The organism is Enterobacter sp. 342 (assembly GCF_036663495.1).
In the GTDB taxonomy this organism is placed as follows: domain Bacteria; phylum Pseudomonadota; class Gammaproteobacteria; order Enterobacterales; family Enterobacteriaceae; genus Enterobacter.
The window spans coordinates 20,418-45,042 of record NZ_JAWUEI010000026.1; the positions used below are offsets into that span (position 1 = coordinate 20,418).

Genomic DNA, 24,625 nt, shown 5'->3' on the forward strand with positions numbered 1-24,625 from the left:
ATGTCATCAGGCAATTACACCCAGTCGCGGATCTGAATAAACTCGCTAAGGGCGGCTTCTGGGCTGTTCGCTTCCGGATGCCAGTCATATTCCCAACGCACTAGCGGCGGCATCGACATCAAAATGGATTCCGTGCGCCCGCCGGTCTGAAGTCCGAAAAGCGTCCCGCGATCCCAGACCAGGTTGAACTCCACATAGCGCCCGCGGCGATAAAGCTGGAATTCGCGTTCACGTACGCCATAGTCGGTGTTTTTACGGCGTTCGACGATGGGCATATACGCGTCGGTATAGCCTTCGCCCACCGCGCGCATAAAGCTGAACGCGGTATCAAAATCAGGTGTGTTTAAATCGTCAAAGAACAGTCCGCCAATGCCGCGCTGCTCGTCGCGGTGCTTCAGGTAAAAGTAGTCATCGCACCACTTTTTATATTTCGGGTAAACGTCTTCGCCAAACGGCAGACAAAGGTCTCGCGCGGTGGTGTGCCAGTGTACGGCATCCTCTTCGAAGCCGTAGTAGGGCGTCATGTCGAAACCGCCGCCAAACCACCACACTGGATCGGCCCCTGGTTTTTCCGCAATGAAAAAGCGCACATTGGCGTGGCTGGTCGGCACAAACGGGTTGTGCGGATGCACCACCAGCGAGACGCCCATCGCTTCGAAACTGCGGCCTGCCAGTTCAGGACGATGCGCGGTCGCTGACGCAGGCATCGCGTCACCATGAACGTGCGAGAAATTGACGCCAGCTTGTTCAAAGATACCGCCGTTACGCAGTACCCGACTGCGCCCACCGCCACCGGCTTCACGCTGCCAGTTATCTTCCTGAAATTCACCGCCGTCTGCGGCGGCCAGTTTCTGGCAAATCTCATCCTGCAGCTGTAGCAGGAAGGCTTTGACCAGTTGAGCATTGGGTTTCATCAACGTTTCCTGGAGTGCGCTTTTTGGTTATCGAACCAGTTGAAGTAACTGATAATGCCGGAAGCGATAGCGTTGGCAATCTTCTGGCGAAACGCCGTGGTGCCGAGCAGGCGTTCTTCCTCCGGGTTGGTGATAAAGGAGGTTTCCACCAGCACGGACGGGATGGACGGTGACTTCAGCACCACAAACGCCGCCTGCTCGGTGCCTTTACTGTGCAGACGATGCACTGGCTTAATTTTCTTCAGAATATGTGAGCCGAGCGTCAGGCTGTTTTTGATCGTATCGGTCTGCACGAGGTCAAACAGCACCTGCTGTAAAAGGTGATCTTTATCGGTGGCTTTCTTCCCGGCAACTTCATCTGCCCGGTTTTCGCGATCCGAGAGATATTTCGCCATGGCGCTACTGGCGCCACGGTTAGAAAGCGCAAACACTGAGGCACCAGCCGCAGAAGGGTTGGTAAAGCCGTCGGCGTGAATCGACATAAACAGGTCTGCCCCGTGCTGATGGGCTATCTCCACGCGGTCATACAGCGGAATAAAGGTGTCGCCGGAGCGCGTCAGGCGGGCGTCAATGCCGTTACTGCGTAAAATCGCGCGCACATTTTTTGCAATCGCGAGCACGACGTGTTTTTCTTTCGAACCGTTTTTGCCGATGGCGCCGGTATCAATCCCGCCATGGCCCGGGTCAAGCATCACCAGACGCTTTGCGCCCGGCTTTTTGGTCTTCGGCTTACTGTGTCCGTTACTGGTTTTGAGCGTGCTCTCGTCTTTTGCCTGAGCCTGCTTTGCGATGCCCGTTAACGTTAAGGCCGCCAGCCCCGCTTTGAGAACCTGACGACGCGATGTGAGTGCTTTTAATGGTTTGAATGTGCTCATGCGGCCTGAATTGTAAAAATTGGAGTCCTGGTGTTATATCGTATCGTGATTGGCGTTACGACAGTCCTTATTGGCAATTGTTTTACTTTTCATTTCAATACGTGACAAACTGACATTATGCCAAATTTTGGTGAGATTTTCCCCGGTTATTGGCTAAACGAGAGGTTCACGCCATAATCACTGTTTTTAAACCCGAAAAGGCGGTTAATACCATGGAGATACGCGTTTTTCGCCAGGAAGATTTCGAAGAGGTGATCACCCTTTGGGAGCGCTGCGATCTGCTGCGTCCGTGGAACGATCCGGAAATGGATATCGAGCGGAAGGTGAATCACGATGTCAGTCTGTTTCTGGTTGCTGAAGTGAATGGCGAGGTGGTGGGGACGGTAATGGGCGGTTACGACGGTCATCGTGGGTCGGCCTATTATCTGGGCGTTCACCCGGAATATCGTGGTCGTGGCATCGCCAATGCTTTGCTTAATCGTCTTGAGAAAAAGCTCATTGCCCGCGGTTGCCCGAAAATTCAGATCATGGTGCGGGAAGATAACGACGTTGTGCTGGGCATGTATGAGCGTCTGGGCTATGAGCATTCTGACGTGTTGAGTTTAGGAAAACGTCTGATCGAAGATGAAGAGTACTGAGATCCATCCGGCTGATTATGACGCGCAGGGCCGCGTCAGGTTGCCCTTTTTATTCTGGTGCGTTCTGCTGCTCCAGGCCCGCACCTGGGTACTGTTTGTGATGGCTGGTGCGTCGCGCGGGCAGGGCGACACACTGCTGAATCTCTTTTACCCCGATCACGATGCGTTCTGGCTCGGCTTATTGCCGGGTGTTCCTGCTGTGGTTGCTTTTTTATGCAGCGGACGGCGGCATATGATCCCACGTCTGTGGGGGGCGCTTCGCGGGTTGCTGATCCTCGCCCAGATTGCGCTACTCTGCTGGCAACCCGTTCTCTGGTGGTACGGTGAACCGCTTACGGGCATCGGTATTGCGCTGGTGGTTGCGGATATTGTGGCGCTGCTGTGGCTGCTGACCAACCCGCGTTTTCGCGCCTGTTTTACGCATCAGGATGATTAATACGGCACTTTTTGCCTATGTCGCACTCCAACAAGCGTTGATTTAACAAGTAAGGACGTTTCAATGAAATCGCTGCGTTTACTTTTATGCGCTCTCCCGCTGGCGTTAACCGGGTGTTCAACGCTCTCATCCATTAACTGGTCCGCTGCGTATCCGTGGAACTGGTTTGGCTCATCAACGGAAGTGACCGAGCAGGGCGTGGGAAAAATTACCGCCGCAACAGCGCTGGATCAGAATGCTATTCAGGATGCGCTCAGCATCGATTACCGCCTGCGCAGCGGCATGAAAACGGAGAATGGCAATATTGTTCGCTATTACGAAGCGCTGAAGGGCGACAAGCTGGCGCTGGTGATTAACGGTGATAAAGGCACGGTGAACCGCATTGCGGTGCTGGATGACGCTATTCCCACGGCAAGTGGTGTGAAGGTCGGTACACCGTTTAGCGATCTCTACAAACAGGCCTTCGGCAACTGTGCAAACGCCTCTTCAGACGATGGCGTGGCTGTGGAATGTAAAGCTGAGGGCAGCCAGCACATAAGTTACGTCTTCACTGGAACCTGGAGCGGTCCGGAAGGATTGATGCCGTCTGACGACACGCTGAAGAACTGGAAAGTGAGCAAAATTATCTGGAAGCAGTAATTTGCGCCGGAACAAACCGCCCCGATGAAATCAGGGTATAATACCCGCCATCAATGCCACGTTGTCGTGGCATCTTTATTTCAGGAGGAGCGATGTCTCAGGTTCAGAGTGGCATTTTGCCAGAACACTGCCGCGCGGCGATTTGGATTGAAGCCAATGTTAAAGGGGACGTGGATGCCCTGCGTGCGGCCAGTAAAGTATTCGTCGATAAACTGACTACCTTCCAGGCCAAATTCCCGGATGCTCACCTCGGTGCCGTTGTCGCCTTTGGCAACAACGTCTGGCGTCAGTTGAGCGGTGGCGAAGGGGCTGAAGAGCTAAAGGACTTTATCCCTTACGGTAAAGGTCTTGCGCCAGCGACACAATACGACGTGCTGATCCACATTCTCTCTCTGCGTCACGATGTGAATTTCTCGGTTGCCCAGGCGGCGGTCGCGGCGTTTGGCGACAGCATTGAGGTGCAGGAAGAAGTGCACGGCTTCCGCTGGGTGGAAGAACGCGATCTGAGCGGCTTTGTCGACGGTACCGAAAACCCGGCAGGTGAAGAGACGCGTCGTGAAGTCGCGGTGATCAAAGACGGTGTGGACGCGGGTGGCAGCTATGTGTTCGTCCAGCGCTGGGAGCACAACCTCAAGCAGCTTAACCGCATGAGCGTACACGACCAGGAGATGATGATCGGCCGTACCAAAGAAGCCAACGAAGAGATTGACGGCGACGAGCGTCCGGCTACTTCCCACTTGACCCGCGTTGACCTCAAAGAAGATGGCAAAGGCCTGAAAATTGTTCGCCAGAGCCTGCCGTATGGCACGGCTAGCGGCACACACGGCCTCTACTTCTGCGCGTACTGTGCGCGTCTGTACAACATTGAACAGCAGCTGCTGAGCATGTTTGGCGATACCGACGGTAAGCGCGACGCCATGCTGCGCTTTACCAAACCGGTGACCGGCGGTTATTACTTCGCGCCGTCCGTGGAGCGTCTGCTGGCGCTGTAATTGCCTTTCCCCCTTTCCCTCAAGGGAGAGGGGATTTACCCTTATTCTCTTTTCTGCTTGTAAATCACCAAACGGTATATAAAACCGTTACTCCTTTCGTCCTCGTTATAAATATTATGACTATAAGATAGTCATCACATTTATAAGGGTGCGCAATGGCCGTTACTGTACTGAAAAAAGGAACTCTGGCGCTGGCAGGTTTACTGCTGGTGGCACAGGCGCAGGCGACTGAGTTGCTTAACAGCTCATACGATGTCTCACGCGAGCTGTTTGCCGCCCTTAATCCACCGTTTGAACAGCAGTGGGCGAAAGAAAACAACGGCGACAAGCTGACCATCAAACAGTCTCACGCCGGTTCGTCCAAGCAGGCGCTGGCAATCCTCCAGGGGCTGAAAGCGGATGTGGTGACCTACAACCAGGTGACTGACGTGCAGATCCTGCACGACAAGGGCAAGCTGATCCCGGCAGACTGGCAGAGCCGTTTGCCGAACAACAGCTCCCCATTCTACTCCACCATGGGCTTCCTGGTGCGTAAGGGCAACCCGAAGAACATCCACGACTGGAGCGACCTGGTGCGTTCTGACGTGAAGCTGATTTTCCCGAACCCGAAAACCTCCGGCAATGCGCGTTATACCTATCTGGCGGCGTGGGGCGCAGCGGACAAGGCTGACGGTAACGATAAAGCCAAAACCGAGCAGTTCATGACCCAGTTCCTGAAAAACGTCGAAGTATTTGATACCGGCGGACGCGGGGCGACCACGACCTTCGCTGAACGCGGTCTCGGCGATGTGCTGATCAGTTTTGAATCGGAAGTGAACAATATCCGTAAGCAATACGAAGCGCAGGGTTTTGAGGTTGTTATCCCGAAAACCAATATTCTGGCTGAGTTCCCGGTGGCGTGGGTGGATAAAAACGTGCAGGCGAACGGTACCGAGAAAGCGGCAAAAGCTTATTTAAACTACCTGTACAGCCCGCAGGCACAGACTGTCATTACCGATTACTACTACCGGGTGAATAACCCGGATGTGATGAACAAACTGAAAGATAAATTCCCGCAGACCGAATTGTTCCGCGTGGAGGACCATTTCGGCTCCTGGCCTGATGTGATGAAAACGCATTTTGCCAGCGGCGGTGAGTTAGACAAATTGCTGGCGGCGGGGCGTAAGTAATGTTTGCAGTTTCCTCCAGACGCGTGCTGCCAGGCTTTACCTTAAGCCTCGGGACCAGCCTGCTGTTCGTCTGTCTGATTTTGTTGTTGCCGCTTAGCGCGCTGGTAATGCAGCTCGCTCAGATGAGCTGGGCGCAATACTGGGAAGTGATTACTAACCCGCAGGTGGTGGCGGCCTATAAAGTCACGTTGCTGTCGGCATTTGTCGCCTCAATGTTTAACGGTGTATTTGGCTTGCTGATGGCGTGGATCTTAACCCGCTATCGCTTCCCGGGCCGCACATTGCTCGACGCGTTAATGGATTTGCCGTTTGCATTGCCGACTGCCGTAGCAGGTTTAACGCTGGCATCGCTGTTTTCGGTAAACGGTTTTTACGGTGAGTGGCTGGCGAAGTTTGATATCAAAGTAACCTATACCTGGCTCGGTATTGCTGTCGCGATGGCCTTTACCAGTATCCCGTTTGTGGTGCGTACCGTACAGCCAGTGCTGGAAGAGTTAGGCCCTGAATATGAAGAAGCGGCGGAAACGCTGGGCGCTACACGCTGGCAGAGCTTCCGCAAGGTTGTCCTGCCGGAGTTGTCTCCGGCGTTGATGGCCGGTGTCGCGCTGTCGTTTACCCGTAGCCTCGGTGAGTTTGGTGCGGTGATTTTCATCGCCGGAAACATCGCCTGGAAAACAGAAGTCACCTCGCTGATGATTTTCATCCGTTTGCAGGAGTTTGATTATCCGGCGGCGAGCGCCATTGCCTCGGTGATTCTGGCAGCCTCGTTGCTGCTGCTGTTCTCGATTAACACTCTGCAAAGTCGCTTTGGTCGACGTGTGGTAGGTCACTAATGGCGGAAGTTACTCAATTGAAGCGTTATGACACCCCCCGTGTTAACTGGGAAAAATGGTTACTGATCGGGACGGGTGTGCTGGTTTCCGCGTTTATTCTTGTTGTCCCGATGGTCTATATCTTCGTTCAGGCATTCAGCAAAGGGTTGATGCCCGCGCTGGAAAACCTCGCCAACCCGGATATGTTACACGCCATCTGGTTGACCGTATTGATTGCGCTGATCACCGTGCCGGTCAACCTGGTATTTGGTACGTTGCTGGCCTGGCTGGTGACGCGCTTTAATTTCCCTGGACGTCAGTTACTGCTGACTCTGCTGGACATTCCTTTCGCCGTGTCACCGGTGGTGGCGGGCCTGGTGTACCTGCTCTTTTACGGCTCCAACGGCCCATTGGGCGGTTGGCTGGATGAGCATAACCTGCAGATCATGTTCGCCTGGCCGGGCATGGTGCTGGTCACCATCTTCGTGACCTGTCCGTTTGTAGTGCGTGAGTTGGTACCGGTGATGTTGAGCCAGGGGAGCAACGAAGACGAAGCGGCGGTGCTGCTGGGCGCGTCAGGCTGGCAGATGTTCCGCCGTGTGACGCTGCCGAATATCCGCTGGGCGTTGCTCTATGGCGTGGTGCTGACCAACGCCCGCGCGATTGGCGAGTTTGGTGCGGTATCGGTGGTATCCGGCTCGATTCGCGGTGAAACCTTATCGCTGCCGTTACAGATTGAATTACTGGAACAGGACTACAACACCGTCGGTTCCTTTACTGCCGCAGCGTTGCTGACGCTGATGGCGATTTTGACCCTGTTTTTGAAGAGTGTGGTGCAGTGGCGTTTAGAGAATCAGGAAAAACGTCAGCACCAGGAGGGAAATCATGAGCATTGAGATTGCCAATATTAAGAAGTCTTTTGGTCGCACCCAGGTGCTGAATGATATCTCGCTGGATATCCCTTCCGGACAAATGGTGGCGCTGCTGGGGCCGTCTGGCTCAGGAAAAACGACACTACTGCGTATTATTGCCGGGCTTGAGCATCAGACCAGCGGGCATATCCGCTTCCACGGTACTGACGTGAGCCGTTTGCACGCCCGCGACCGTAAGGTGGGGTTTGTATTCCAGCACTACGCGTTGTTCCGCCACATGACCGTGTTCGACAACATCGCGTTTGGCCTGACCGTGCTGCCGCGTCGCGAGCGCCCGGATGCGGCAACCATTAAAGCGAAAGTGACCAAACTGCTGGAGATGGTGCAGCTGGCTCATCTGGCGGACCGTTTCCCGGCCCAGCTGTCCGGTGGGCAGAAACAGCGCGTGGCGCTGGCGCGCGCGCTGGCCGTTGAGCCGCAAATTCTTTTGCTGGATGAACCTTTCGGCGCGCTGGATGCGCAGGTGCGAAAAGAACTGCGTCGCTGGCTGCGTCAGCTCCATGAAGAGTTGAAATTCACCAGCGTCTTCGTAACCCACGATCAGGAAGAGGCGATGGAAGTCGCTGACCGCGTGGTGGTCATGAGCCAGGGGAATATTGAACAGGTTGATGAACCCGAGCAGCTGTGGCGTGAACCGGCGACCCGTTTTGTTCTGGAGTTTATGGGCGAGGTGAACCGTCTGCAGGGCACCATTCGTGGGGGGCAATTCCATGTTGGCGCGCACCGCTGGCCGCTGGGCTATACCTCTGCGCATCAGGGTCCGGTCGACCTGTTCCTGCGCCCGTGGGAAGTGGACGTCAGCCGTCGCACCAGCCTGGATTCACCGCTGCCGGTACAAGTACTGGAAGCTAGCCCTAAAGGGCACTACACCCAATTGGTGGTACAACCGCTGGGCTGGTATACCGAGCCGCTGACCGTGGTCATGCGCGATGATGTGCCGCCGCACCGGGGAGAACGCCTGTTTGTCGGTCTGCAACATGCGCGTATTTATCACGGGAAGGAACGCATTGAGACGCGCGAGGATATTGCTCTGGCAGAGACGGCCTGATAGGTTATTAGGATGTTTATCGCCCGGTGGCGCTGCGCTTACCGGGCCTACAGTTATCACTGCGTCTTGTAGGCCGGGATCGCTGCGCGCGCCCCGGCTTTTTTATTGAGTAAAAAACGTGAATACACTCGAAAACACTATCGGCAACACGCCTCTGGTCAAGCTTCAGCGCATGGGGCCAGACAACGGCAGCGAAATCTGGGTCAAACTTGAAGGCAACAACCCGGCGGGGTCGGTGAAGGACCGCGCGGCGCTGTCGATGATAGTCCAGGCCGAAAAACGCGGTGAAATTAAGCCTGGTGACGTGCTGATTGAGGCGACCAGTGGCAACACCGGCATCGCGCTGGCAATGATTGCGGCGTTGAAAGGCTACCGCATGAAGCTACTGATGCCGGATAACATGAGTCAGGAGCGCCGCGCGGCTATGCGTGCCTATGGCGCCGAACTGATTCTGGTGACCAAAGAGCAGGGAATGGAAGGGGCACGCGATCTGGCGCTGGAGATGGCCGAGCGTGGCGAGGGCAAATTGCTCGATCAGTTCAATAATCCGGATAACCCGTACGCGCACTACACCACTACTGGCCCGGAAATCTGGCAGCAAACCGACGGACGTATCACCCATTTTGTCTCCAGCATGGGCACTACCGGCACCATTACCGGTGTGTCGCGTTTTCTGCGTGAGCAGGAAAAAGCTGTCACCATTGTTGGTTTACAGCCGGAAGAGGGAAGCAGCATTCCGGGGATCCGTCGCTGGCCTGCGGAGTATATGCCCGGCATCTTTAATGCGCAGCTTGTGGACCAGGTGCTGGATCTTCACCAGCGCGAGGCGGAGAATACCATGCGCGAACTGGCCGTGCGCGAAGGTATCTTCTGTGGCGTCAGTTCGGGCGGCGCGGTGGCGGGTGCGATTCGGGTTGCAAAGGCAAACCCGGGTGCAGTGGTCGTGGCAATAATCTGCGATCGCGGCGATCGTTATCTGTCTACCGGTGTCTTTGGTGAAGAGAGTTATTCGCAGGGGGCAGGGATTTAAGCATCATGGAGATGATTCTTTTCCGGGATAACACCCGGGCGCAACAAACCGATATTGTCGCGGTGCAGTCGCAGGTGGTTTACGGTAGCGTGGGGAACAGTATTGCGGTGCCGAATATTCGTACCCATCAGCTGAGCGTCACCGCCGTACCGACGGTCCTGTTCAGTAATACGCCGCACTACGACACCTTCTACGGTGGAGTGATCCCGGATGAGTGGTTCAGCGGTTATCTGAAAGCGCTGGAAGAGCGTGAGATCCTGCGTGAGCTGAAGGCGGTGACGACCGGCTATATGGGCAGCGCCAGCCAGATTAAATTGCTCGCACAATGGCTCAGGGTCATCAAAGCTCAGCACCCGGACCTGCTGGTGCTGGTCGACCCGGTCATCGGCGATATCGACAGCGGGATGTACGTGAAGCCTGATATCCCTGAAGCGTATCGGGAACATTTATTACCGCTGGCGCAGGGGATTACCCCCAATGTGTTTGAGCTGGAAGTGCTAAGCGGTAAACCGTGTCGTACACTTGAAAACGCCATCGCAGCGGCGCAGGGCTTGCTTTCCGATACGCTGAAGTGGGTGGCGATCACCAGTGCACCAGTGGCTGGCGATGCGGAAAATATTCATGTCGTGCTGGTCACTCATGAAGGGGTTACCATCAGCGCACACCCGCGTGTTGAAACGGATCTGAAAGGGACGGGCGATCTGTTCTGTTCAGAGCTGGTAAGCGGAATTGTTGAGGGCAAAACCGTTGCCGATGCCATTTGCCTGGCAGGCGATCGGGTGACGGATGTGATGATTTACACGCAGTCGAAAGGTTACGACGAGCTTATCCTGCCCGCGTAAACAAAAATGGCGCCGAAGGCGCCATTTTTCTGTGCGGCAAAAATTACTTCTTGATGCGGATAACCGGGGTTTCACCCACGGTGACGCTGCCAGACAGTTTGATCAGTTCTTTGATTTCGTCCATGTTGGAGATAACAACCGGAGTCAGAGTAGACTTGGCTTTTTCTTCCAGCAGTGGCAGATCGAATTCAATCACTGGGTCGCCAACTTTAACACGCTGGCCTTCTTCCGCGATACGTTTGAAGCCTTCGCCTTTCAGTTCAACGGTGTCGATACCGAAGTGAACGAACAGTTCGATACCGCTATCAGATTCGATAGAGAACGCATGGTTGGTTTCAAAAATTTTACCGATGGTGCCGTCAACTGGAGCAACCATTTTGTTGCCAGTTGGTTTGATAGCAATGCCATCACCAACGATTTTCTCAGCAAACACTACATCCGGCACGTCTTCGATGTTGACGATCTCGCCGGAGAGCGGAGCAACAATCTCAATAGTTCCGGAGTCTTTCTTATCATCAGAAACCAGAGATTTCAGTTTATCGAACAAACCCATGATCTTCTCCTAAGCAGTAAATTGGGCCGCATCTCGTGGATTAGCAGATTGTTTTTTCTTCAATGAACTTGTTAACCAGCGTCATTAACTCGTCCGTTGTCGGTTGAGCAAGAGCCTGCTCTGCTAACACCTTCGCATCTTCGAAGTTCGTGTTACGGATAATCTTCTTAATGCGCGGGATGGAAATGGCGCTCATAGAGAATTCGTCCAGACCCATACCCAGCAACAGAAGTGTAGCACGTTCGTCGCCTGCAAGCTCACCACACATGCCAGTCCATTTACCTTCTGCATGAGAAGCATCAATAACTTGCTTAATAAGCGTCAGTACGGACGGTGACATTGGCTGGTAGAGATGTGAAATCATATCATTACCACGGTCAACTGCCAGGGTGTACTGCGTTAAATCATTGGTACCGATACTAAAGAAATCAACTTCTTTGGCTAAATGACGCGCAATGGTCGCCGCTGCAGGTGTTTCCACCATTACGCCGATCTCGATTGACTCGTCAAATGCTTTACCTTCGTCACGCAGTTCCTGTTTGTAGATTTCGATCTCTTTCTTCAGTGCACGCACTTCTTCAACAGAGATGATCATCGGGAACATGATGCGCAGTTTACCGAAAGCAGACGCACGCAGGATGGCACGAACCTGATCGCGCAGGATCTCTTTACGATCCATTGCGATACGTACTGCACGCCAACCCAGGAACGGGTTCTCTTCTTTCGGGAAGTTCATGTACGGCAGCTCTTTGTCGCCACCGATGTCCATGGTACGGACGATAACCGCCTGAGAGCCACAGGCTTCAGCCACGGCTTTGTAAGCAGCGAACTGTTCTTCTTCAGTAGGCAGCGCGTCACGGTCCATGAACAGGAATTCTGTACGATAGAGACCGACACCTTCCGCACCGTTGCGCTCAGCGCCATCAACGTCACGTACGGTACCGATGTTTGCGCACACTTCTACCTGATGACCGTCCAGGGTGATTGCTGGCAGGTCTTTCAGCTTAGCAAGTTCCGCTTTTTCAGTCGCAACTTGCTCCTGAACCGCGCGCAGTTTTTCGATCTCTTCATTCGTTGGGTTGACGTAAACCAGATTGTTTACGGCATCCAGAATCAGATAGTCGCCGTTTTTCACCTGAGAGGTGACGCTACCGGTGCCCACGATGGCTGGCAGTTCCAGAGAACGCGCCATGATTGAGGTGTGGGAAGTACGGCCGCCTGCATCGGTGATGAAACCGAGGACCTTTTTCAGGTTCAACTGAGCGGTTTCTGACGGGGTCAGGTCGGCCGCAACCAGAATTACTTCATCCTGAATCGCGCTCAGATCGATGATGGCCAGACCCAGGATGTTGCGCAGCAGGCGCTTACCGATGTCACGTACGTCAGCCGCACGCTCTTTCAGGTATTCGTCATCCAGTTCTTCCAGGGCAGTCGCCTGACCTTCGATAACTTCATGTGCAGCCGCGTCGGCTGTCATGCCTTTATCTTTAATCAGGGCTATGATTTCCTGCTCCAGCTCCTCATCTTCGAGCAGCATGATGTGCCCTTCGAAGATGGCTTCTTTTTCTTCACCGAAAGTTTCGCCAGCTTTAGTTTTGATTGCTTCCAGTTGCGCAGATGCCTTGGCACGACCGCTCAGAAAACGTTCAACTTCCTGATCAACCTTGTCGGCAGAAATTTTTTTCCGGTCAATGACGATCTCGTCTTCTTTCAGCAGCAGTGCTTTGCCGAAAGCGATACCCGGGGATGCTAAAATGCCTGAAATCATAACCCTACCTTACTTGTGACTGATATTTAAAAGAACCCGGAAACTTACTCGAGCTCAGCCATCAGTTTTACCAGATGCTCAACTGCTTTCTGCTCGTCTTCACCTTCTGCAGAGATGGTGACAACAGTGCCCTGAGTCAGGCCCAGAGTCTGCAGTTTGAACAGGCTTTTTGCGCTAGCGCTTTTGCCGTTGGAAGTCACAGTGATTTCAGAAGTGAAGCCTTTCGCTTCTTTAACAAACTGAGCAGCAGGGCGGGTGTGCAGACCGTTCGGAGCGGTAATGGTAACTTCTTGCTGGAACATTGTATTTCCCCAACTTATAGGTTTAGTGTTGTGGAACTAAAGTCTAGCCTGGCGACTGAACTTTAGCCTGTATTGTTAGCGCTGACGTTTCGATCGTCATTAAACATTATGCAGCGAAAGCAAGACTTGAACCAAATCATAAAATCGATTCAGCAAGGCTATTTCATTCACTGATTAATTTCACGCATCAAAATAATTGCTGGTTTAAATACCAGACCCAACGGGGTGAATCAATGCCAGGAGGGGTAAAACTTTGAAGCAGGCCACAAAAAAGCACCCAAAAAGGTGCTTTTTTACGCGTTATTAACATGCTGGCATCACTGTTGCAGTTCTTTCTCAGTGAAGAGATCGGCAAACAGTGCAGTGCTTAAGTAACGCTCACCCGAGGATGGAAGGATAACCACAATATTCTTATTGGTAAAGGCTTCGTCTTCCTGAAGTTTGAGCGCTGCCGCAACAGCCGCACCGGAAGAGATACCCGCCAGAATGCCTTCTTCATCCATCAGACGACGCGCGGTAGATATGGCTTCTTCGTTAGTGATGGTGACCACTTTATCGATCAACTTCAGATCCAGGTTACCCGGAATGAAGCCGGCACCAATGCCCTGAATTTTGTGTGGACCTGGCTTAAGCTCTTCACCCGCCAGTGCCTGAGTGATAACCGGTGAGTCGGTCGGTTCAACGGCAACAGTAATCAGATCTTTTTTACCTTTCGTGCCTTTAATATAGCGTGACACACCAGTCAGCGTACCGCCGGTACCTACGCCGGAGATAAACACGTCAACCTGACCGTCGGTATCTTCCCAGATTTCAGGGCCGGTGGTTTTTTCATGAATTTCCGGGTTTGCCGGGTTGCTGAACTGCTGTAACAACAGATATTTTGCCGGATCGCTGGCCACAATCTCTTCGGCTTTCTGAATGGCACCTTTCATGCCTTTCGCGCCTTCGGTCAGCACCAGGTTCGCCCCCAGCGCTTTGAGCAACTTGCGACGTTCGATGCTCATGGTTTCTGGCATAGTCAGCGTCAGTTTGTAGCCACGTGCGGCAGCAACATAGGCCAGGGCAATACCGGTGTTGCCGCTGGTTGGTTCCACCAGCTCAACGCCTGGTTTCAGTACACCACGTTTTTCAGCATCCCAAATCATGTTTGCACCAATACGGCATTTTACGCTGAAGCTCGGGTTGCGTGATTCGACCTTCACCAGAATGCGTCCATTACCGATACGGTTCAGTCGAACCAGGGGCGTATGACCGATAGTCAGCGAGTTGTCTTCATAAATCTTACTCATGGCCTGTCCTTAACTGTATGAAATTGGGATACCGTCCCAGCATACCTGTTGAGCAGGTAGGGGGAAGTAAGGAATTCGCATATCTATATACTGCAAGGAAATAATGGGGATCAGTATGGAATAAGGGGCGGCATAAGCCACCCCTTGTTTACACATTTTTGCATTACTTCCATAACGCGTGCTTAGCACGGTAGCAGTCAACCCACATTGCTGTCGCGCCGCACACCGCAACGGGCATGATAAAAAGGTTCAGGAACGGAATCATCGTGAACAGGCTGGTCAGTGCGCCAAATTGCATATTGGCAACCTTCTGGGTGCGCAGGGCTGTGCGCATCGCTTTAAACGGTACTTTGTGGTTATCGAACGGATAGTCGCAGTACTGGATCGCCAGCATCCAGGCGCTGAACAGGAACCATAGCACCGGGGCCACCGTTTGACCGATGCCGGGCACGAAATAGAGGATAAGTAGCACAACTGCACGGGGAAGGTACCAGGCAAATTTCTGCCACTCGCGCTTCATGATACGTGGAATGTCTTTCATGATCCCCAGCACGCCCGTGTCCGGCGGTGTTGCACCGGTAAGCCGTGCTTCCAGCTGTTCCGCCAACAGGCCGTTAAACGGGGCGGCTATCCAGTTCGCGATCGTTGAGAAGAAGTAACCGAATACCAACAGCACGGAGATGACCACAACCGGCCAGAGCAGGTAGTTGAGCCACTGCAGCCACTCAGGAACATGGCTCATCAATGAGGGGATCCAGCTTTCCAGCTTTGTGAACAGCCACCAGAACGCACCGCCCATCAGAATAATGTTGATCAACAGAGGCAGGATGACGAAACGTCGAATCCCCGGCAATGAGACCAGTTTCCAGCCCTGAGAAAAATACCAGACGCCGCTGCGAGGGGGGGAAGAAGATGTTGAAACCATAACCAGGCTGTACTCCTTTTTTCACAACCAGTGGAATTGCCCGCCTATATTATCCACTTACGGACCAATGACCAGTTAGGAAATGTTCGAAAAACCAGCAAAAAGCACGATTTCCTTCATCTTTATGCTGTGAATGCTCTGCACACACTTGCACTTGACGTAAACGGCAAATACTCTTAGTGAGTAAATGTTTGCCGTGGTGGCAAGGTGTTAGAACAACAGAGAATATAATGATGCAGGATTTGCGTCTGATATTAATCATTGTTGGCGCGATCGCCATAATCGCTTTACTGGTACATGGTTTCTGGACCAGCCGTAAAGAACGTTCCTCTATGTTTCGCGATCGCCCACTGAAGCGCATGAAGTCCAGTCGTGACGACGATGACAGTGAAGATGACATCGACGACAGCGACGACGACGGCGTGGGTGAAGTTCGTGTTCATCGGGTCAATACTGCGCCCGGCGCGGCTCATGGGGAGCATGAAGCGACCCGTACTGCGCAGCACCAGTATCAACCGCCGTATGCTTCCGCGCAGCCGCGCCAGCCAGTGCAGCAGCCAGTGGAAGAGCCGGTGCGCCAACCGCCGCAACAGCCTGTCCATCAGCAGCCTGCTGCACCTCAGCCGGTTCAACAGCAGCCTGTGCAACAGCCAGTTCAACCGGTACAACAACCGCAGCAGCCTGTGCATGTGCAGCCTGCGCCGCAGCCAGCTCCGGCACCGCACGTCGAGCCAGAGCCCGTCGTCGAGCCAGAACCGGTTGTTGAAAAACCGCAGCGCAAAGAAGCTGTGATCATCATGAACGTTGCCGCACATCACGGCAGCCATCTTAACGGTGACGTACTGCTTAACAGTATTCAACAGGCAGGTTTCAAGTTTGGCGACATGAATATTTTCCATCGCCACCTGAGCCCTGACGGTAGCGGTCCGGCGCTGTTCAGCCTGGCCAATATGGTCAACCCTGGCACCTTTGACCCGGAAATGACCGGCGATTTCGTGACGCCAGGGGTCACAATCTTTATGCAGGTACCGTCCTATGGTGACGAACTGCAGAACTTTAAGCTGATGCTGCAATCCGCTCAGCACATCGCTGATGAAGTGGGTGGTGTGGTGCTCGACGATCAGCGTCGAATGATGACCCCGCAGAAACTGCGCGAGTATCAGGACCGCATCCGCGAAGTTAAGGAAGCCAACGCGTAATCGTCGCGTTTACTTCGACTCCTCCTCAACCCCCGCATGTCGGGGGTTTTTTCTCATTGATGGTGCGATATGGACTCAATCGAACAACAACTCACTGAACTGCGAACCACGCTTCGCCATCATGAATATCTCTATCATGTTATGGACGCGCCGGAATTACCGGATGCGGAGTACGACCGCCTGATGCGCGAACTCCGCGAATTAGAGGCGCAGCATCCGGAACTCGTCACACCCGATTCACCCACCCAACGCGTCGGCGCTGAGCCGCTGGGGGCTTTCAGTCAGGTGCGTCATGAAGTCCCGATGCTGTCGCTGGACAACGTCTTCGATGAAGAGAGTTTTCTCGCGTTTAATAAGCGTGTGCAGGATCGCCTTAAAAGCAGCGATACCCTTACCTGGTGCTGCGAGTTAAAACTGGATGGCCTTGCGGTCAGCCTTCTTTATGAAAACGGCGTGCTGGTGCGTGCTGCGACACGTGGCGACGGTACGACGGGTGAAGACATCACCACCAATGTACGTACCATCCGCGCGATCCCGCTGAAACTGCAGGGTGAAAATATTCCCGCGCGTCTGGAAGTGCGCGGTGAGGTGTTCCTGCCGCAGGCAGGCTTCGAGAAAATCAACGATGAAGCGCGCCGTACCGGTGGGAAAGTGTTTGCTAACCCGCGTAATGCGGCGGCAGGTTCTCTGCGCCAGCTTGACCCGCGAATCACCGCGAAGCGACCGCTTACTTTCTTCTGCTACGGCGTAGGGATTCTTGAGGGGGGCGAGCTACCGGATACGCACCTCGGACGTCTGCTGCAGTTTAAAGCGTGGGGCCTGCCGGTGAGCAACCGTGTTCAGCTTTGCGACTCCCCGGAAGCCGTACTGGCGTTCTACCACAAAGTGGAAGAGGACCGTCCAACGCTCGGCTTTGATATTGATGGCGTCGTCATTAAGGTTAACTCGTTAGCGCTTCAGGAGCAGTTAGGCTTTGTTGCGCGTGCTCCGCGCTGGGCGGTTGCGTTTAAATTCCCGGCACAGGAGCAGATGACCGTTGTCCGCGATGTGGAGTTCCAGGTTGGTCGCACTGGTGCCATTACTCCGGTTGCCCGTCTGGAGCCGGTGCAGGTCGCTGGCGTGCTGGTGAGTAATGCCACGTTGCATAACGCCGATGAAATTGAGCGTCTGGGTCTGCGTATTGGTGACAAAGTGGTCATTCGCCGCGCGGGTGATGTTATCCCGCAGGTGGTTAACGTTGTTGAGTCAGAACGTCCTGATGATACGCGCGAGATTATTTTCCCCACCCATTGCCCGGTATGCGGCTCAGACGTTGAGCGTGTTGAAGGTGAAGCGGTGGCGCGCTGTACAGGCGGTTTAATCTGCGGCGCACAGCGTAAAGAGTCCCTGAAGCACTTCGTCTCCCGTCGGGCGATGGATGTTGACGGCATGGGCGACAAGATTATCGATCAGCTGGTTGAGAAAGAGTACGTTCATACGCCAGCAGATCTTTTCAAACTGACTGCGGGTAAACTGACGGGGCTTGATCGCATGGGGCCTAAGTCAGCTCAGAATGTTGTCAATGCTCTGGAAACCGCTAAAGATACAACCTTCGCACGCTTCCTCTACGCGCTGGGTATTCGCGAAGTAGGTGAAGCGACGGCAGCAGGGCTGGCGGCGTACTTTGGTACGCTGGATGCGCTTGAAAAAGCGAGCATCGACGAGTTGCAGAAAGTCCCGGATGTCGGGATTGTTGTCGCCACGCACGTCTTTAACTTCTTTGCTGAAGAGAGCAATCGTGAAGTCATCGGCAAGTTGCTGGAAGAGGGCATCAAATGGCCCGCACCGGTAGTGGTTAATGCCGAAGAGATCGACAGTCCGTTCGCCGGTAAAACGGTGGTGCTGACCGGCAGCCTGAGCCAGCTTTCACGTGACGATGCGAAAGCGCGTCTGGTGGCGCTGGGGGCCAAAGTGGCGGGCAGCGTGTCGAAGAAAACCGATTTGGTGATTGCCGGAGAGGCAGCGGGTTCGAAGCTGGCGAAAGCCCAGGAGCTCGGCATTGCGGTGATCGACGAAGCGGAAATGATGCGTCTGCTGGGAGAATAACGTGGAGAAAGAGCAGCTCGTTGAGATCGCCAACACCGAGATGCCGTTCGGTAAATATAAAGGCCGCAGGCTGATCGATTTGCCGGAAGAGTATCTGCTGTGGTTTGCCCGTAAGGATGAATTCCCGGCAGGGCGGCTGGGTGAGCTGATGGCTATCACGTTACTGATCAAAACTGAGGGGCTGACCCAGCTGGTTCAGCCCCTGAAACGCCCTTAAGCTTTCGCGGCGCGGGTCTCTTCCTGCGCCAGTTTTTCAGTCTGGCGTTTGTAACGACGCGCCAGCACCGCGCAGACCATCAGCTGGATCTGATGGAAAATCATCAGCGGCAGCACCATCATCCCAATCACTGAGGTCGGGAACAGAATGTTGGCCATCGGGATACCGTTCGCCAGGCTCTTTTTCGACCCGCAGAACACAATCGTAATTTCATCTGCTTTATTGAAGCCGCACTTGCGTGCCACAAAGACGTTAACTGCAATCACAATTGCCAGCAGGACGAGGCTGACCACCACGATGAACAGCAGCGAGCCTGCGCCCACTTTATGCCAGATCCCATTCACGACCGCTTCACTGAAAGCGGAATAGACCACCAGCAGTATCGACGACTGATCGGTTTTTGAGATCCATTTTTTGTGCTTTGCCACAAACGCGCCCGTCCACGGACGAGAGAGATGCCCCAGGACAAACGGCAGCAGCAGCTGCAGACAGATTTTACCCACCTGCTCGAGGTTACCTTCCGCGCCGTGCATGTTCATGAGTAAACCCACCAGCAAGGGGGAGACGAAAATCCCTAACAGGCTGGATGCAGACGCAGAACAAACCGCAGCCGCAACGTTGCCACCAGCCAGCGAGGTAAAGGCAATGGCAGACTGCACGGTGGCTGGCAGAATGCACAGATACAGGAAACCGGTGTAGAGCGCCGGGTCGACGTTAACCGGAGCCCACCACGCAAACAGCACGCCGAGTATTGGGAACAGAATGAACGTGCTGCACATCACCCAGAGGTGTAGTTGCCAGTGGCTACCGCCAGCGATAATGGCCTCGCGGGAGAGTTTTGCGCCGTGCATAAAGAACAGCAGTGCGATGGCGGCCGTCGTTAGCCCCTCAAAAAACGGAACAAATCCCCCGCGAGCCGGGAAGAAAGAGGCCAGTAAAACGGTAGCAACCAGGGTAAGCGTAAACGGATCAACAATACGAAATAGTTTCATAATGACTCCTGAAAACAGATGTCGCTATTGTGCTTTTTTCCATTTGAGAAATAAAATTGATTTATTGCATCCATTTATGAATTAAACAGATGAATTATTCCTTACGTCAGCTTCGCATTTTCGTCACCGTGGCAAACGCCCGCAGCTTCAGCCGGGCAGGGGAGATGATCGGCCTGAGCCAGTCGGCGGTGAGTCATAGTGTGAAAGAGCTGGAGAGCCAAACGGGCGTGCGGTTACTTGACCGCACCACGCGCGAAGTTGTGCTGACTGAAGCCGGGCAGCAACTGGCCTTGCGCCTTGAGCGGTTACTTGATGAATTGAACAGTACGCTCAGGGATGTGGGGCGCTTGGGACAGCAACTTTCGGGTACGGTGCGGGTCGCTGCCAGCCAGACGATCTCTGCCCACCTTATTCCGCAGTGTATTGCCGAGGGGAACCGCCGCTACCCGGATATTGATTTTGTTTTACATGACAGGCCGCAACAGTGGGTGCTGGAAAGCATCCGACAGGGGGATGTGGATTTTGGGATTGTGATCGACCCCGGTCAGGTGAGTGATCTGGCGTGTGAAAGCGTACTTTCAGAACCTTTTTTGCTGCTCTGCCGGGACGACGATCCGCTGGCAACATTACCGGTAGTCAGCTGGCAGTCCCTTCAGGGGGCGAACCTGGTATTGCAGGATTATGCCTCGGGCAGCCGTCCGCTGATTGATTCTGCGCTGGTGACTCAGGGAGTAAAGGCAACGATCGTGCAGGAGATTGGTCACCCGGCGACGCTGTTTCCTATGGTGGAAGCTGGCATTGGTATCAGCGTATTGCCCGCCCTGGCGCTTCCCCTGCCACAGGGAAGTCGGCTGTCCGTGAAGCGATTGGTACCAGTTGTCGAGCGAAAGCTGATGCTGGTGCGGCGAAAAAATCGTTCACTCTCGGGGGCGGCACAGGCCATCTGGGAAGTGGTGCGTATCCAGGCGCAACGATTAACCGAGGCCCGCATACGCGACCCACTGTTTAACGCATCAGAAGATTAGATGTAGATATCAATCTGATGATTATCTGACGGGCTATTCACACCTTCCACTTTTCCCAGCTTTTGATCCTGTTTCTTCTGAGCCTCTTCGGCCTGCTGGCGCTGCAGCGCGGCTAGCTGGGCCTGCAGCACTTTAAGCTGCGCCTGAATGAGTTCCTGTTGTTTTTTCTTTTCTTCCGTACTGCCTGTACTCTCTGGTAGCTCTTTTAGCTGCTGAGTAAGCTTGGTGATCTGCTCTTTAATGTGGTTTATTTGCGCAGCAATATCATTGTTACCAGAATGATTACTTCCACTATTGCTGGTTTGTACTGTGGGTGTAGTCACCTGAATCGTCGACATAGTATTTCCTCACGTTATAAAACAGAGGTATCGGCACCGACGGGATTAGCTTGAGCAAAACTGCCATATCTGGCAGGGAGTTGCATTGATACACAACCAGTATTGATGGTGCTGCAAAAGTGTATTGGAGGTAAGCCGCAGGCTCCAGATATAAGACTAAGGTCATGCGATCCGCGATATCGCGATCTTAATTCTCAAGGAGCCTCTATGACCCTCTCAAATAACCCATGGTACTGCGCTGACATCATCCGCACCGCTAAACCGAATTTCACGCCGCGCGTTGCGTTCATTCTCGGTTCTGGCCTTGGCGCACTAGCCGACCAGATTGAAGACGCCGTTTCTCTGAGCTACGAAAAGCTGCCGGGTTTCCCTGTGAGTACGGTTCACGGTCATGCCGGTGAGCTGGTCCTGGGACATCTTGCCGGTGTACCTGTTGCCTGTATGAAAGGGCGGGGTCACTTCTATGAAGGCCGCGGGATGACCGTCATGACTGATGCGATCCGCACTTTCAAACTGCTGGGGTGTGAGCTGCTGTTTAGCACAAATGCTGCGGGTTCATTGCGTAAAGACGTTGAGCCAGGAAGCCTGGTTGCGTTGAGTGACCATATCAACACCATGCCGGGAACGCCGATGGTGGGACTAAACGATGAACGTTTTGGTGATCGCTTCTTCTCGCTGGCTAATGCTTACGACGCAGACTACCGTGCCGTTTTGCAAACCGTGGCCGCGAAAGAGGGCTTCCCTCTGCATGAAGGCGTGTTTGTCTCTTATCCTGGCCCCAACTTCGAGACTGCGGCGGAGATCCGCATGATGCAAATTATCGGTGGCGACGTGGTGGGCATGTCTGTGGTGCCGGAAGTGATCTCAGCGCGTCACTGCAACCTGAAAGTAGTGGGCGTTTCTGCAATTACGAATCTTGCTGAAGGTCTGGGCGAGGTAAAACTCTCACACGAACAAACACTGGCGGCTGCTGAGCTTTCCCGCCAGAACTTCATCAACCTTATCTGCGGTTTTCTTCGCCATATTGCCTGATTAAAACAATAAAGTGGCCCGTGAGGGCCACACTGCTATAAGGAATGGAATATGAACATCACGACTCGCTTAAAGATGATGTCCTTTATGCAATATTTTATCTGGGGGAGTTGGCTGGTTACCCTCGGCGCTTACATGATTAACACTCTACATTTTACCGGCTCCGACGTGGGGATGGTTTACAGCTCCAAGGGGCTGGCCGCAATTGTTATGCCATCTCTGGTGGGGATTATTGCTGACAAATGGCTGCGAGCAGACCGTGCATACGTGATTTGCCACCTCGTCTGTGCCGTTGCCCTCTGTTATGCCGCGCAGGTCAATGAACCCGGGCTGATGTTCTGGGTCATGCTGGTGAATGCGATGGCCTTTATGCCCACGATTGCGTTGTCGAACACGATTTCTTACTCCTGCCTTGAACAGTCAGGGCTGGATACGGTAAGCCATTTTCCGCAAGTGCGGGTGTATGGCACCGTGGGATTTATTGCCGCGATGTGGGCCATCAGCCTGATGGGGGCTGAGCTGAGCAACGTGCAGCTCTATATAGCGGCTGCTGCGTCCCTGCTACTGGCGCTCTACTCTCTGACGCTACCATCCATTCCGGTTGCGAAGACAAAAACGTCTCAGTCTCTGGCAAGTAAACTTGGCCTTAATGCATTTATCCTGTTCAGACAACCCCGTATGGCGGTGTTCTTTTTATTCGCGATGCTGCTGGGTGCTGTACTGCAGATAACTAACACTTTCGGTAGCCCCTTCCTGCATGATTTTGCGCGTAATCCTGCGTATGCGGAGAGCTTTATCGTCAAATACCCATCCATTTTGCTCTCCGTTTCGCAGATGTCAGAGGTGTTCTTCATTCTGACCATTCCATACTTCCTCAGTCGATTTGGTATTAAAACCGTCATGTTGATGAGCATGGTGGCCTGGATGCTGCGGTTTGGACTGTTTGCCTTCGGCGATCCGTCCGCAACAGGCTTTGTGCTGCTTATGCTGTCAATGATTGTCTACGGCTGCGCGTTCGACTTCTTCAATATTTCTGGCTCGGTGTTTGTTGAACAAGAGGTAAGCTCAGATATCCGTGCCAGCGCGCAAGGGCTGTTTATGACCACCGTTAACGGTATTGGTGCTTATTTCGGTTCCGTGTTAAGCGGTATGGCAGTCGATTACTTCTCGGTGGATGGGGTCAAAGACTGGCAGACCATCTGGCTGGTGTTTGCGGCCTATGCGCTGGTGCTTGCGGTGGTGTTTTATTTCAGCTTTCATTATCACCATACCAGTAAAAACAGCGAGATGCGCACAGTTGCGCACTAAATTTTTCCTGTGGACGATGAAAGGCTTTAAGGTAGGCGCTTAAATGTTATCGCCAGGATATGTTTTGATGGAACGCGTCTATCGGACCGATCTCAAGCTGCTGCGCTATTTTCTGGCCGTGGCGGAGGAACTGCATTTTGGGCGGGCTGCGGCCCGTCTTAATATGTCCCAGCCGCCGTTGAGCCTGCATATTAAAGAGCTGGAAAGCCAACTGGGCACGTTACTGTTTATTCGCCACTCGCGGAGTGTCGCGTTGACGCATGCCGGTAAAGTGCTGATGGAAGAGTCCCGTCGGCTGCTCGCCAGTGCAAACCAGGCGCTGGCTCGCGTCGAGCAAATTGGCCGGGGTGAGGCGGGGCGCATTGAACTGGGGATTGTCGGTACCGCCATGTGGAGTGAAGTGCGTACGGTTATGCGCACTTTTTTGAAAGAGAACCCGAATGTCGATGTTATCTTTCGCGAAAAATCTCCGGTCATGCAGATGGCTTTGCTTGAACGTCGGGAGCTGGATGTCGGGATCTGGCGAATGGCAACTGAACCCACCGCCGGGTTTACCAGCGTGCGGTTGCGTGATGCCGCTTTTCTTGTTGCTATGCCGGAAGATCATCGACTAGTCAGCGAATCATCTATTACGCTCTCAGAGCTACAGGATGAGTATTTTGTCACCATGCCTTCAGCACATTCTGACTGGGCATTTTTACATCGCGTATGTCAGCAGGCCGGGTTCTCGCCGATGATTGTACGCGAAGCTGTTGAGCCACAGACGGTACTGGCGATGATTAGTATGGGGATGGGGATTACGCTTGCCGCTGACAGTTACGCGCAAATGCAGTGGCCAGGCGTGGTGTTCCGTCCTTTGCGCGAGCGCATACCGGCTGATTTGTATGTGGTATATGACGAGAAGCAGGCGACACCCGCGGTAGAAAGGTTGATTGCAACTTTGACGATGATGTAAATCGCAGATAGCAAAAAAGCGCCTTTAGGGCGCTTTTTTACATTGGTGGGTCGTGCAGGATTCGAACCTGCGACCAATTGATTAAAAGTCAACTGCTCTACCAACTGAGCTAACGACCCGAAATGGTGGGCGATGACGGGCTCGAACCGCCGACCCCCTCCGTGTAAAGGAGATGCTCTACCAACTGAGCTAATCGCCCATTTCGGAACTGCTGCGATAAGGTGAGAATGGTGGGCGATGACGGGCTCGAACCGCCGACCCCCTCCGTGTAAAGGAGATGCTCTACCAACTGAGCTAATCGCCCATTCTC

26 protein-coding genes and 3 tRNA genes are annotated in these 24,625 nt (G+C 53.7%); 17 read left to right on the forward strand and 12 right to left on the reverse strand.

Annotated features, from left to right (window positions below):
* Window positions 1-14: 14 nt before the first annotated feature.
* Together hemF and amiA are read right to left on the reverse strand one after the other, a co-directional pair.
* Window positions 15-914 carry an oxygen-dependent coproporphyrinogen oxidase gene (gene hemF / locus V6E55_RS18525; RefSeq protein WP_316943568.1) on the reverse strand — a complete coding sequence of 300 codons (900 nt, stop codon included), beginning with the start codon at window positions 912-914 and terminating at the stop codon, window positions 15-17.
* The gene (gene amiA, locus V6E55_RS18530; RefSeq protein ID WP_023308739.1) at window positions 914-1,789 is read right to left on the reverse strand and encodes an N-acetylmuramoyl-L-alanine amidase AmiA; all 876 of its coding nucleotides are present in this window, start codon (window positions 1,787-1,789) and stop codon (window positions 914-916) included. Before amiA ends, hemF begins: the two co-directional genes overlap by 1 nt.
* 212 nt (window positions 1,790-2,001) lie before the next feature.
* Between amiA and V6E55_RS18535 the strand changes: the two genes are divergently transcribed.
* The 10 genes from V6E55_RS18535 (at window position 2,002) to pdxK (ending at window position 10,327) form a co-directional block, all read left to right on the forward strand.
* Complete coding sequence (locus V6E55_RS18535) at window positions 2,002-2,427, forward strand: GNAT family acetyltransferase (RefSeq protein ID WP_023308738.1); 426 nt, start codon at window positions 2,002-2,004, stop codon at window positions 2,425-2,427.
* Window positions 2,414-2,863, forward strand: a complete 450-nt coding sequence (locus V6E55_RS18540) for a DUF2919 domain-containing protein (protein WP_114977577.1) — start codon at window positions 2,414-2,416, stop codon at window positions 2,861-2,863. Before V6E55_RS18535 ends, V6E55_RS18540 begins: the two co-directional genes overlap by 14 nt.
* Window positions 2,864-2,926: 63 nt before the next feature.
* Window positions 2,927-3,502 (forward strand): RpoE-regulated lipoprotein, encoded by a 576-nt coding sequence (locus V6E55_RS18545; protein WP_316943569.1) that lies wholly within the window; start codon window positions 2,927-2,929, stop codon window positions 3,500-3,502.
* 92 nt (window positions 3,503-3,594) lie between these two features.
* Window positions 3,595-4,494, forward strand: a complete 900-nt coding sequence (locus tag V6E55_RS18550; protein WP_114977579.1) for a Dyp-type peroxidase — start codon at window positions 3,595-3,597, stop codon at window positions 4,492-4,494.
* Between the two features lie 155 nt (window positions 4,495-4,649).
* Window positions 4,650-5,663: a sulfate ABC transporter substrate-binding protein gene (locus V6E55_RS18555; RefSeq protein WP_028016161.1), complete on the forward strand. Its 1,014-nt coding sequence runs from the start codon at window positions 4,650-4,652 to the stop codon at window positions 5,661-5,663.
* Window positions 5,663-6,496, forward strand: a complete 834-nt coding sequence (gene cysT / locus V6E55_RS18560) for a sulfate/thiosulfate ABC transporter permease CysT (protein ID WP_114977580.1) — start codon at window positions 5,663-5,665, stop codon at window positions 6,494-6,496. Before V6E55_RS18555 ends, cysT begins: the two co-directional genes overlap by 1 nt.
* Window positions 6,496-7,371 carry a sulfate/thiosulfate ABC transporter permease CysW gene (gene cysW / locus V6E55_RS18565; RefSeq protein WP_316943571.1) on the forward strand — a complete coding sequence of 292 codons (876 nt, stop codon included), beginning with the start codon at window positions 6,496-6,498 and terminating at the stop codon, window positions 7,369-7,371. Before cysT ends, cysW begins: the two co-directional genes overlap by 1 nt.
* On the forward strand, window positions 7,361-8,455 hold the full coding sequence (gene cysA, locus V6E55_RS18570; protein ID WP_129995247.1) for a sulfate/thiosulfate ABC transporter ATP-binding protein CysA: 1,095 nt from the start codon (window positions 7,361-7,363) through the stop codon (window positions 8,453-8,455). Before cysW ends, cysA begins: the two co-directional genes overlap by 11 nt.
* Window positions 8,456-8,573: 118 nt before the next feature.
* Complete coding sequence (gene cysM / locus V6E55_RS18575) at window positions 8,574-9,485, forward strand: cysteine synthase CysM (protein WP_032643488.1); 912 nt, start codon at window positions 8,574-8,576, stop codon at window positions 9,483-9,485.
* A 5-nt stretch (window positions 9,486-9,490) separates the two neighbouring features.
* On the forward strand, window positions 9,491-10,327 hold the full coding sequence (gene pdxK, locus V6E55_RS18580; RefSeq protein ID WP_316943573.1) for a pyridoxine/pyridoxal/pyridoxamine kinase: 837 nt from the start codon (window positions 9,491-9,493) through the stop codon (window positions 10,325-10,327).
* A gap of 43 nt (window positions 10,328-10,370) precedes the next feature.
* Here the strand turns inward: pdxK and crr are convergent, their stop codons facing one another.
* The 5 genes from crr to cysZ form a co-directional block, all read right to left on the reverse strand.
* Window positions 10,371-10,880 carry a PTS glucose transporter subunit IIA gene (crr, locus tag V6E55_RS18585; protein ID WP_003861316.1) on the reverse strand — a complete coding sequence of 170 codons (510 nt, stop codon included), beginning with the start codon at window positions 10,878-10,880 and terminating at the stop codon, window positions 10,371-10,373.
* A gap of 40 nt (window positions 10,881-10,920) precedes the next feature.
* The gene (gene ptsI, locus V6E55_RS18590) at window positions 10,921-12,648 is read right to left on the reverse strand and encodes a phosphoenolpyruvate-protein phosphotransferase PtsI (RefSeq protein ID WP_028016167.1); all 1,728 of its coding nucleotides are present in this window, start codon (window positions 12,646-12,648) and stop codon (window positions 10,921-10,923) included.
* A gap of 44 nt (window positions 12,649-12,692) precedes the next feature.
* Window positions 12,693-12,950 (reverse strand): phosphocarrier protein Hpr, encoded by a 258-nt coding sequence (gene ptsH / locus V6E55_RS18595; protein ID WP_000487600.1) that lies wholly within the window; start codon window positions 12,948-12,950, stop codon window positions 12,693-12,695.
* A gap of 317 nt (window positions 12,951-13,267) precedes the next feature.
* Window positions 13,268-14,239, reverse strand: a complete 972-nt coding sequence (cysK, locus tag V6E55_RS18600) for a cysteine synthase A (protein ID WP_316943575.1) — start codon at window positions 14,237-14,239, stop codon at window positions 13,268-13,270.
* 163 nt (window positions 14,240-14,402) lie between these two features.
* Window positions 14,403-15,164: a sulfate transporter CysZ gene (gene cysZ / locus V6E55_RS18605; protein WP_028016168.1), complete on the reverse strand. Its 762-nt coding sequence runs from the start codon at window positions 15,162-15,164 to the stop codon at window positions 14,403-14,405.
* A gap of 230 nt (window positions 15,165-15,394) precedes the next feature.
* On the opposite strand from cysZ, the gene zipA reads away from it, so the two are divergent.
* The 3 genes from zipA to V6E55_RS18620 all read left to right on the forward strand — a co-directional run bounded on the left by zipA (window position 15,395) and on the right by V6E55_RS18620 (window position 18,665).
* Window positions 15,395-16,363 carry a cell division protein ZipA gene (gene zipA / locus V6E55_RS18610; protein WP_316943576.1) on the forward strand — a complete coding sequence of 323 codons (969 nt, stop codon included), beginning with the start codon at window positions 15,395-15,397 and terminating at the stop codon, window positions 16,361-16,363.
* Between the two features lie 69 nt (window positions 16,364-16,432).
* The gene (gene ligA, locus V6E55_RS18615; protein WP_316943577.1) at window positions 16,433-18,448 is read left to right on the forward strand and encodes an NAD-dependent DNA ligase LigA; all 2,016 of its coding nucleotides are present in this window, start codon (window positions 16,433-16,435) and stop codon (window positions 18,446-18,448) included.
* A 1-nt stretch (window position 18,449) separates the two neighbouring features.
* Window positions 18,450-18,665, forward strand: coding sequence for a DUF3820 family protein (locus V6E55_RS18620; RefSeq protein WP_003861328.1), 216 nt, complete (start codon window positions 18,450-18,452; stop codon window positions 18,663-18,665).
* On the opposite strand, the gene V6E55_RS18625 is transcribed toward V6E55_RS18620, so the two are convergent.
* Window positions 18,662-19,657, reverse strand: coding sequence for a bile acid:sodium symporter family protein (locus V6E55_RS18625; protein WP_316943579.1), 996 nt, complete (start codon window positions 19,655-19,657; stop codon window positions 18,662-18,664). The two genes, V6E55_RS18620 and V6E55_RS18625, sit on opposite strands and share 4 nt — an antisense overlap.
* Before the next feature lie 89 nt (window positions 19,658-19,746).
* Here V6E55_RS18625 and V6E55_RS18630 point away from each other — a divergent pair, with 89 nt between their 5' ends.
* Window positions 19,747-20,682: a LysR family transcriptional regulator gene (locus V6E55_RS18630; RefSeq protein ID WP_316943580.1), complete on the forward strand. Its 936-nt coding sequence runs from the start codon at window positions 19,747-19,749 to the stop codon at window positions 20,680-20,682.
* Here the strand turns inward: V6E55_RS18630 and V6E55_RS18635 are convergent.
* Window positions 20,679-21,020: a FlxA-like family protein gene (locus V6E55_RS18635; protein WP_316943582.1), complete on the reverse strand. Its 342-nt coding sequence runs from the start codon at window positions 21,018-21,020 to the stop codon at window positions 20,679-20,681. The two genes, V6E55_RS18630 and V6E55_RS18635, sit on opposite strands and share 4 nt — an antisense overlap.
* 207 nt (window positions 21,021-21,227) lie before the next feature.
* Here V6E55_RS18635 and xapA point away from each other — a divergent pair, with 207 nt between their 5' ends.
* The 3 genes from xapA to V6E55_RS18650 all read left to right on the forward strand — a co-directional run bounded on the left by xapA (window position 21,228) and on the right by V6E55_RS18650 (window position 24,315).
* Complete coding sequence (xapA, locus tag V6E55_RS18640) at window positions 21,228-22,052, forward strand: xanthosine phosphorylase (protein WP_316943584.1); 825 nt, start codon at window positions 21,228-21,230, stop codon at window positions 22,050-22,052.
* A gap of 51 nt (window positions 22,053-22,103) precedes the next feature.
* The gene (locus tag V6E55_RS18645; protein ID WP_114977592.1) at window positions 22,104-23,360 is read left to right on the forward strand and encodes a nucleoside permease; all 1,257 of its coding nucleotides are present in this window, start codon (window positions 22,104-22,106) and stop codon (window positions 23,358-23,360) included.
* A gap of 67 nt (window positions 23,361-23,427) precedes the next feature.
* Window positions 23,428-24,315 carry a LysR family transcriptional regulator gene (locus V6E55_RS18650; RefSeq protein WP_316943586.1) on the forward strand — a complete coding sequence of 296 codons (888 nt, stop codon included), beginning with the start codon at window positions 23,428-23,430 and terminating at the stop codon, window positions 24,313-24,315.
* A 43-nt stretch (window positions 24,316-24,358) separates the two neighbouring features.
* On the opposite strand, the gene V6E55_RS18655 is transcribed toward V6E55_RS18650, so the two are convergent.
* The 3 genes from V6E55_RS18655 to V6E55_RS18665 all read right to left on the reverse strand — a co-directional run bounded on the left by V6E55_RS18655 (window position 24,359) and on the right by V6E55_RS18665 (window position 24,619).
* Window positions 24,359-24,434: transfer RNA gene (locus V6E55_RS18655), tRNA-Lys, on the reverse strand.
* A 4-nt stretch (window positions 24,435-24,438) separates the two neighbouring features.
* A tRNA-Val gene (locus V6E55_RS18660) sits at window positions 24,439-24,514 on the reverse strand.
* Between the two features lie 29 nt (window positions 24,515-24,543).
* Window positions 24,544-24,619, reverse strand: a tRNA-Val gene (locus V6E55_RS18665).
* Between the last annotated feature and the right edge of the window lie 6 nt (window positions 24,620-24,625).

Bases quoted from the DNA above. Each gene is read 5' to 3' on its own strand.
- hemF (WP_316943568.1), bottom strand. From the start codon at position 914: ATGAAACCCAATGCTCAACTGGTCAAAGCCTTCCTGCTACAGCTGCAG.
- amiA (WP_023308739.1), bottom strand. From the start codon at position 1,789: ATGAGCACATTCAAACCATTAAAAGCACTCACATCGCGTCGTCAGGTT.
- V6E55_RS18535 (WP_023308738.1), top strand. From the start codon at position 2,002: ATGGAGATACGCGTTTTTCGCCAGGAAGATTTCGAAGAGGTGATCACC.
- V6E55_RS18540 (WP_114977577.1), top strand. From the start codon at position 2,414: ATGAAGAGTACTGAGATCCATCCGGCTGATTATGACGCGCAGGGCCGC.
- V6E55_RS18545 (WP_316943569.1), top strand. From the start codon at position 2,927: ATGAAATCGCTGCGTTTACTTTTATGCGCTCTCCCGCTGGCGTTAACC.
- V6E55_RS18550 (WP_114977579.1), top strand. From the start codon at position 3,595: ATGTCTCAGGTTCAGAGTGGCATTTTGCCAGAACACTGCCGCGCGGCG.
- V6E55_RS18555 (WP_028016161.1), top strand. From the start codon at position 4,650: ATGGCCGTTACTGTACTGAAAAAAGGAACTCTGGCGCTGGCAGGTTTA.
- cysT (WP_114977580.1), top strand. From the start codon at position 5,663: ATGTTTGCAGTTTCCTCCAGACGCGTGCTGCCAGGCTTTACCTTAAGC.
- cysW (WP_316943571.1), top strand. From the start codon at position 6,496: ATGGCGGAAGTTACTCAATTGAAGCGTTATGACACCCCCCGTGTTAAC.
- cysA (WP_129995247.1), top strand. From the start codon at position 7,361: ATGAGCATTGAGATTGCCAATATTAAGAAGTCTTTTGGTCGCACCCAG.
- pdxK (WP_316943573.1), top strand. From the start codon at position 9,491: ATGGAGATGATTCTTTTCCGGGATAACACCCGGGCGCAACAAACCGAT.
- crr (WP_003861316.1), bottom strand. From the start codon at position 10,880: ATGGGTTTGTTCGATAAACTGAAATCTCTGGTTTCTGATGATAAGAAA.
- ptsI (WP_028016167.1), bottom strand. From the start codon at position 12,648: ATGATTTCAGGCATTTTAGCATCCCCGGGTATCGCTTTCGGCAAAGCA.
- ptsH (WP_000487600.1), bottom strand. From the start codon at position 12,950: ATGTTCCAGCAAGAAGTTACCATTACCGCTCCGAACGGTCTGCACACC.
- cysK (WP_316943575.1), bottom strand. From the start codon at position 14,239: ATGAGTAAGATTTATGAAGACAACTCGCTGACTATCGGTCATACGCCC.
- cysZ (WP_028016168.1), bottom strand. From the start codon at position 15,164: ATGGTTTCAACATCTTCTTCCCCCCCTCGCAGCGGCGTCTGGTATTTT.
- zipA (WP_316943576.1), top strand. From the start codon at position 15,395: ATGATGCAGGATTTGCGTCTGATATTAATCATTGTTGGCGCGATCGCC.
- ligA (WP_316943577.1), top strand. From the start codon at position 16,433: ATGGACTCAATCGAACAACAACTCACTGAACTGCGAACCACGCTTCGC.
- V6E55_RS18625 (WP_316943579.1), bottom strand. From the start codon at position 19,657: ATGAAACTATTTCGTATTGTTGATCCGTTTACGCTTACCCTGGTTGCT.
- V6E55_RS18630 (WP_316943580.1), top strand. From the start codon at position 19,747: ATGAATTATTCCTTACGTCAGCTTCGCATTTTCGTCACCGTGGCAAAC.
- V6E55_RS18635 (WP_316943582.1), bottom strand. From the start codon at position 21,020: ATGTCGACGATTCAGGTGACTACACCCACAGTACAAACCAGCAATAGT.
- xapA (WP_316943584.1), top strand. From the start codon at position 21,228: ATGACCCTCTCAAATAACCCATGGTACTGCGCTGACATCATCCGCACC.
- V6E55_RS18645 (WP_114977592.1), top strand. From the start codon at position 22,104: ATGAACATCACGACTCGCTTAAAGATGATGTCCTTTATGCAATATTTT.
- V6E55_RS18650 (WP_316943586.1), top strand. From the start codon at position 23,428: ATGGAACGCGTCTATCGGACCGATCTCAAGCTGCTGCGCTATTTTCTG.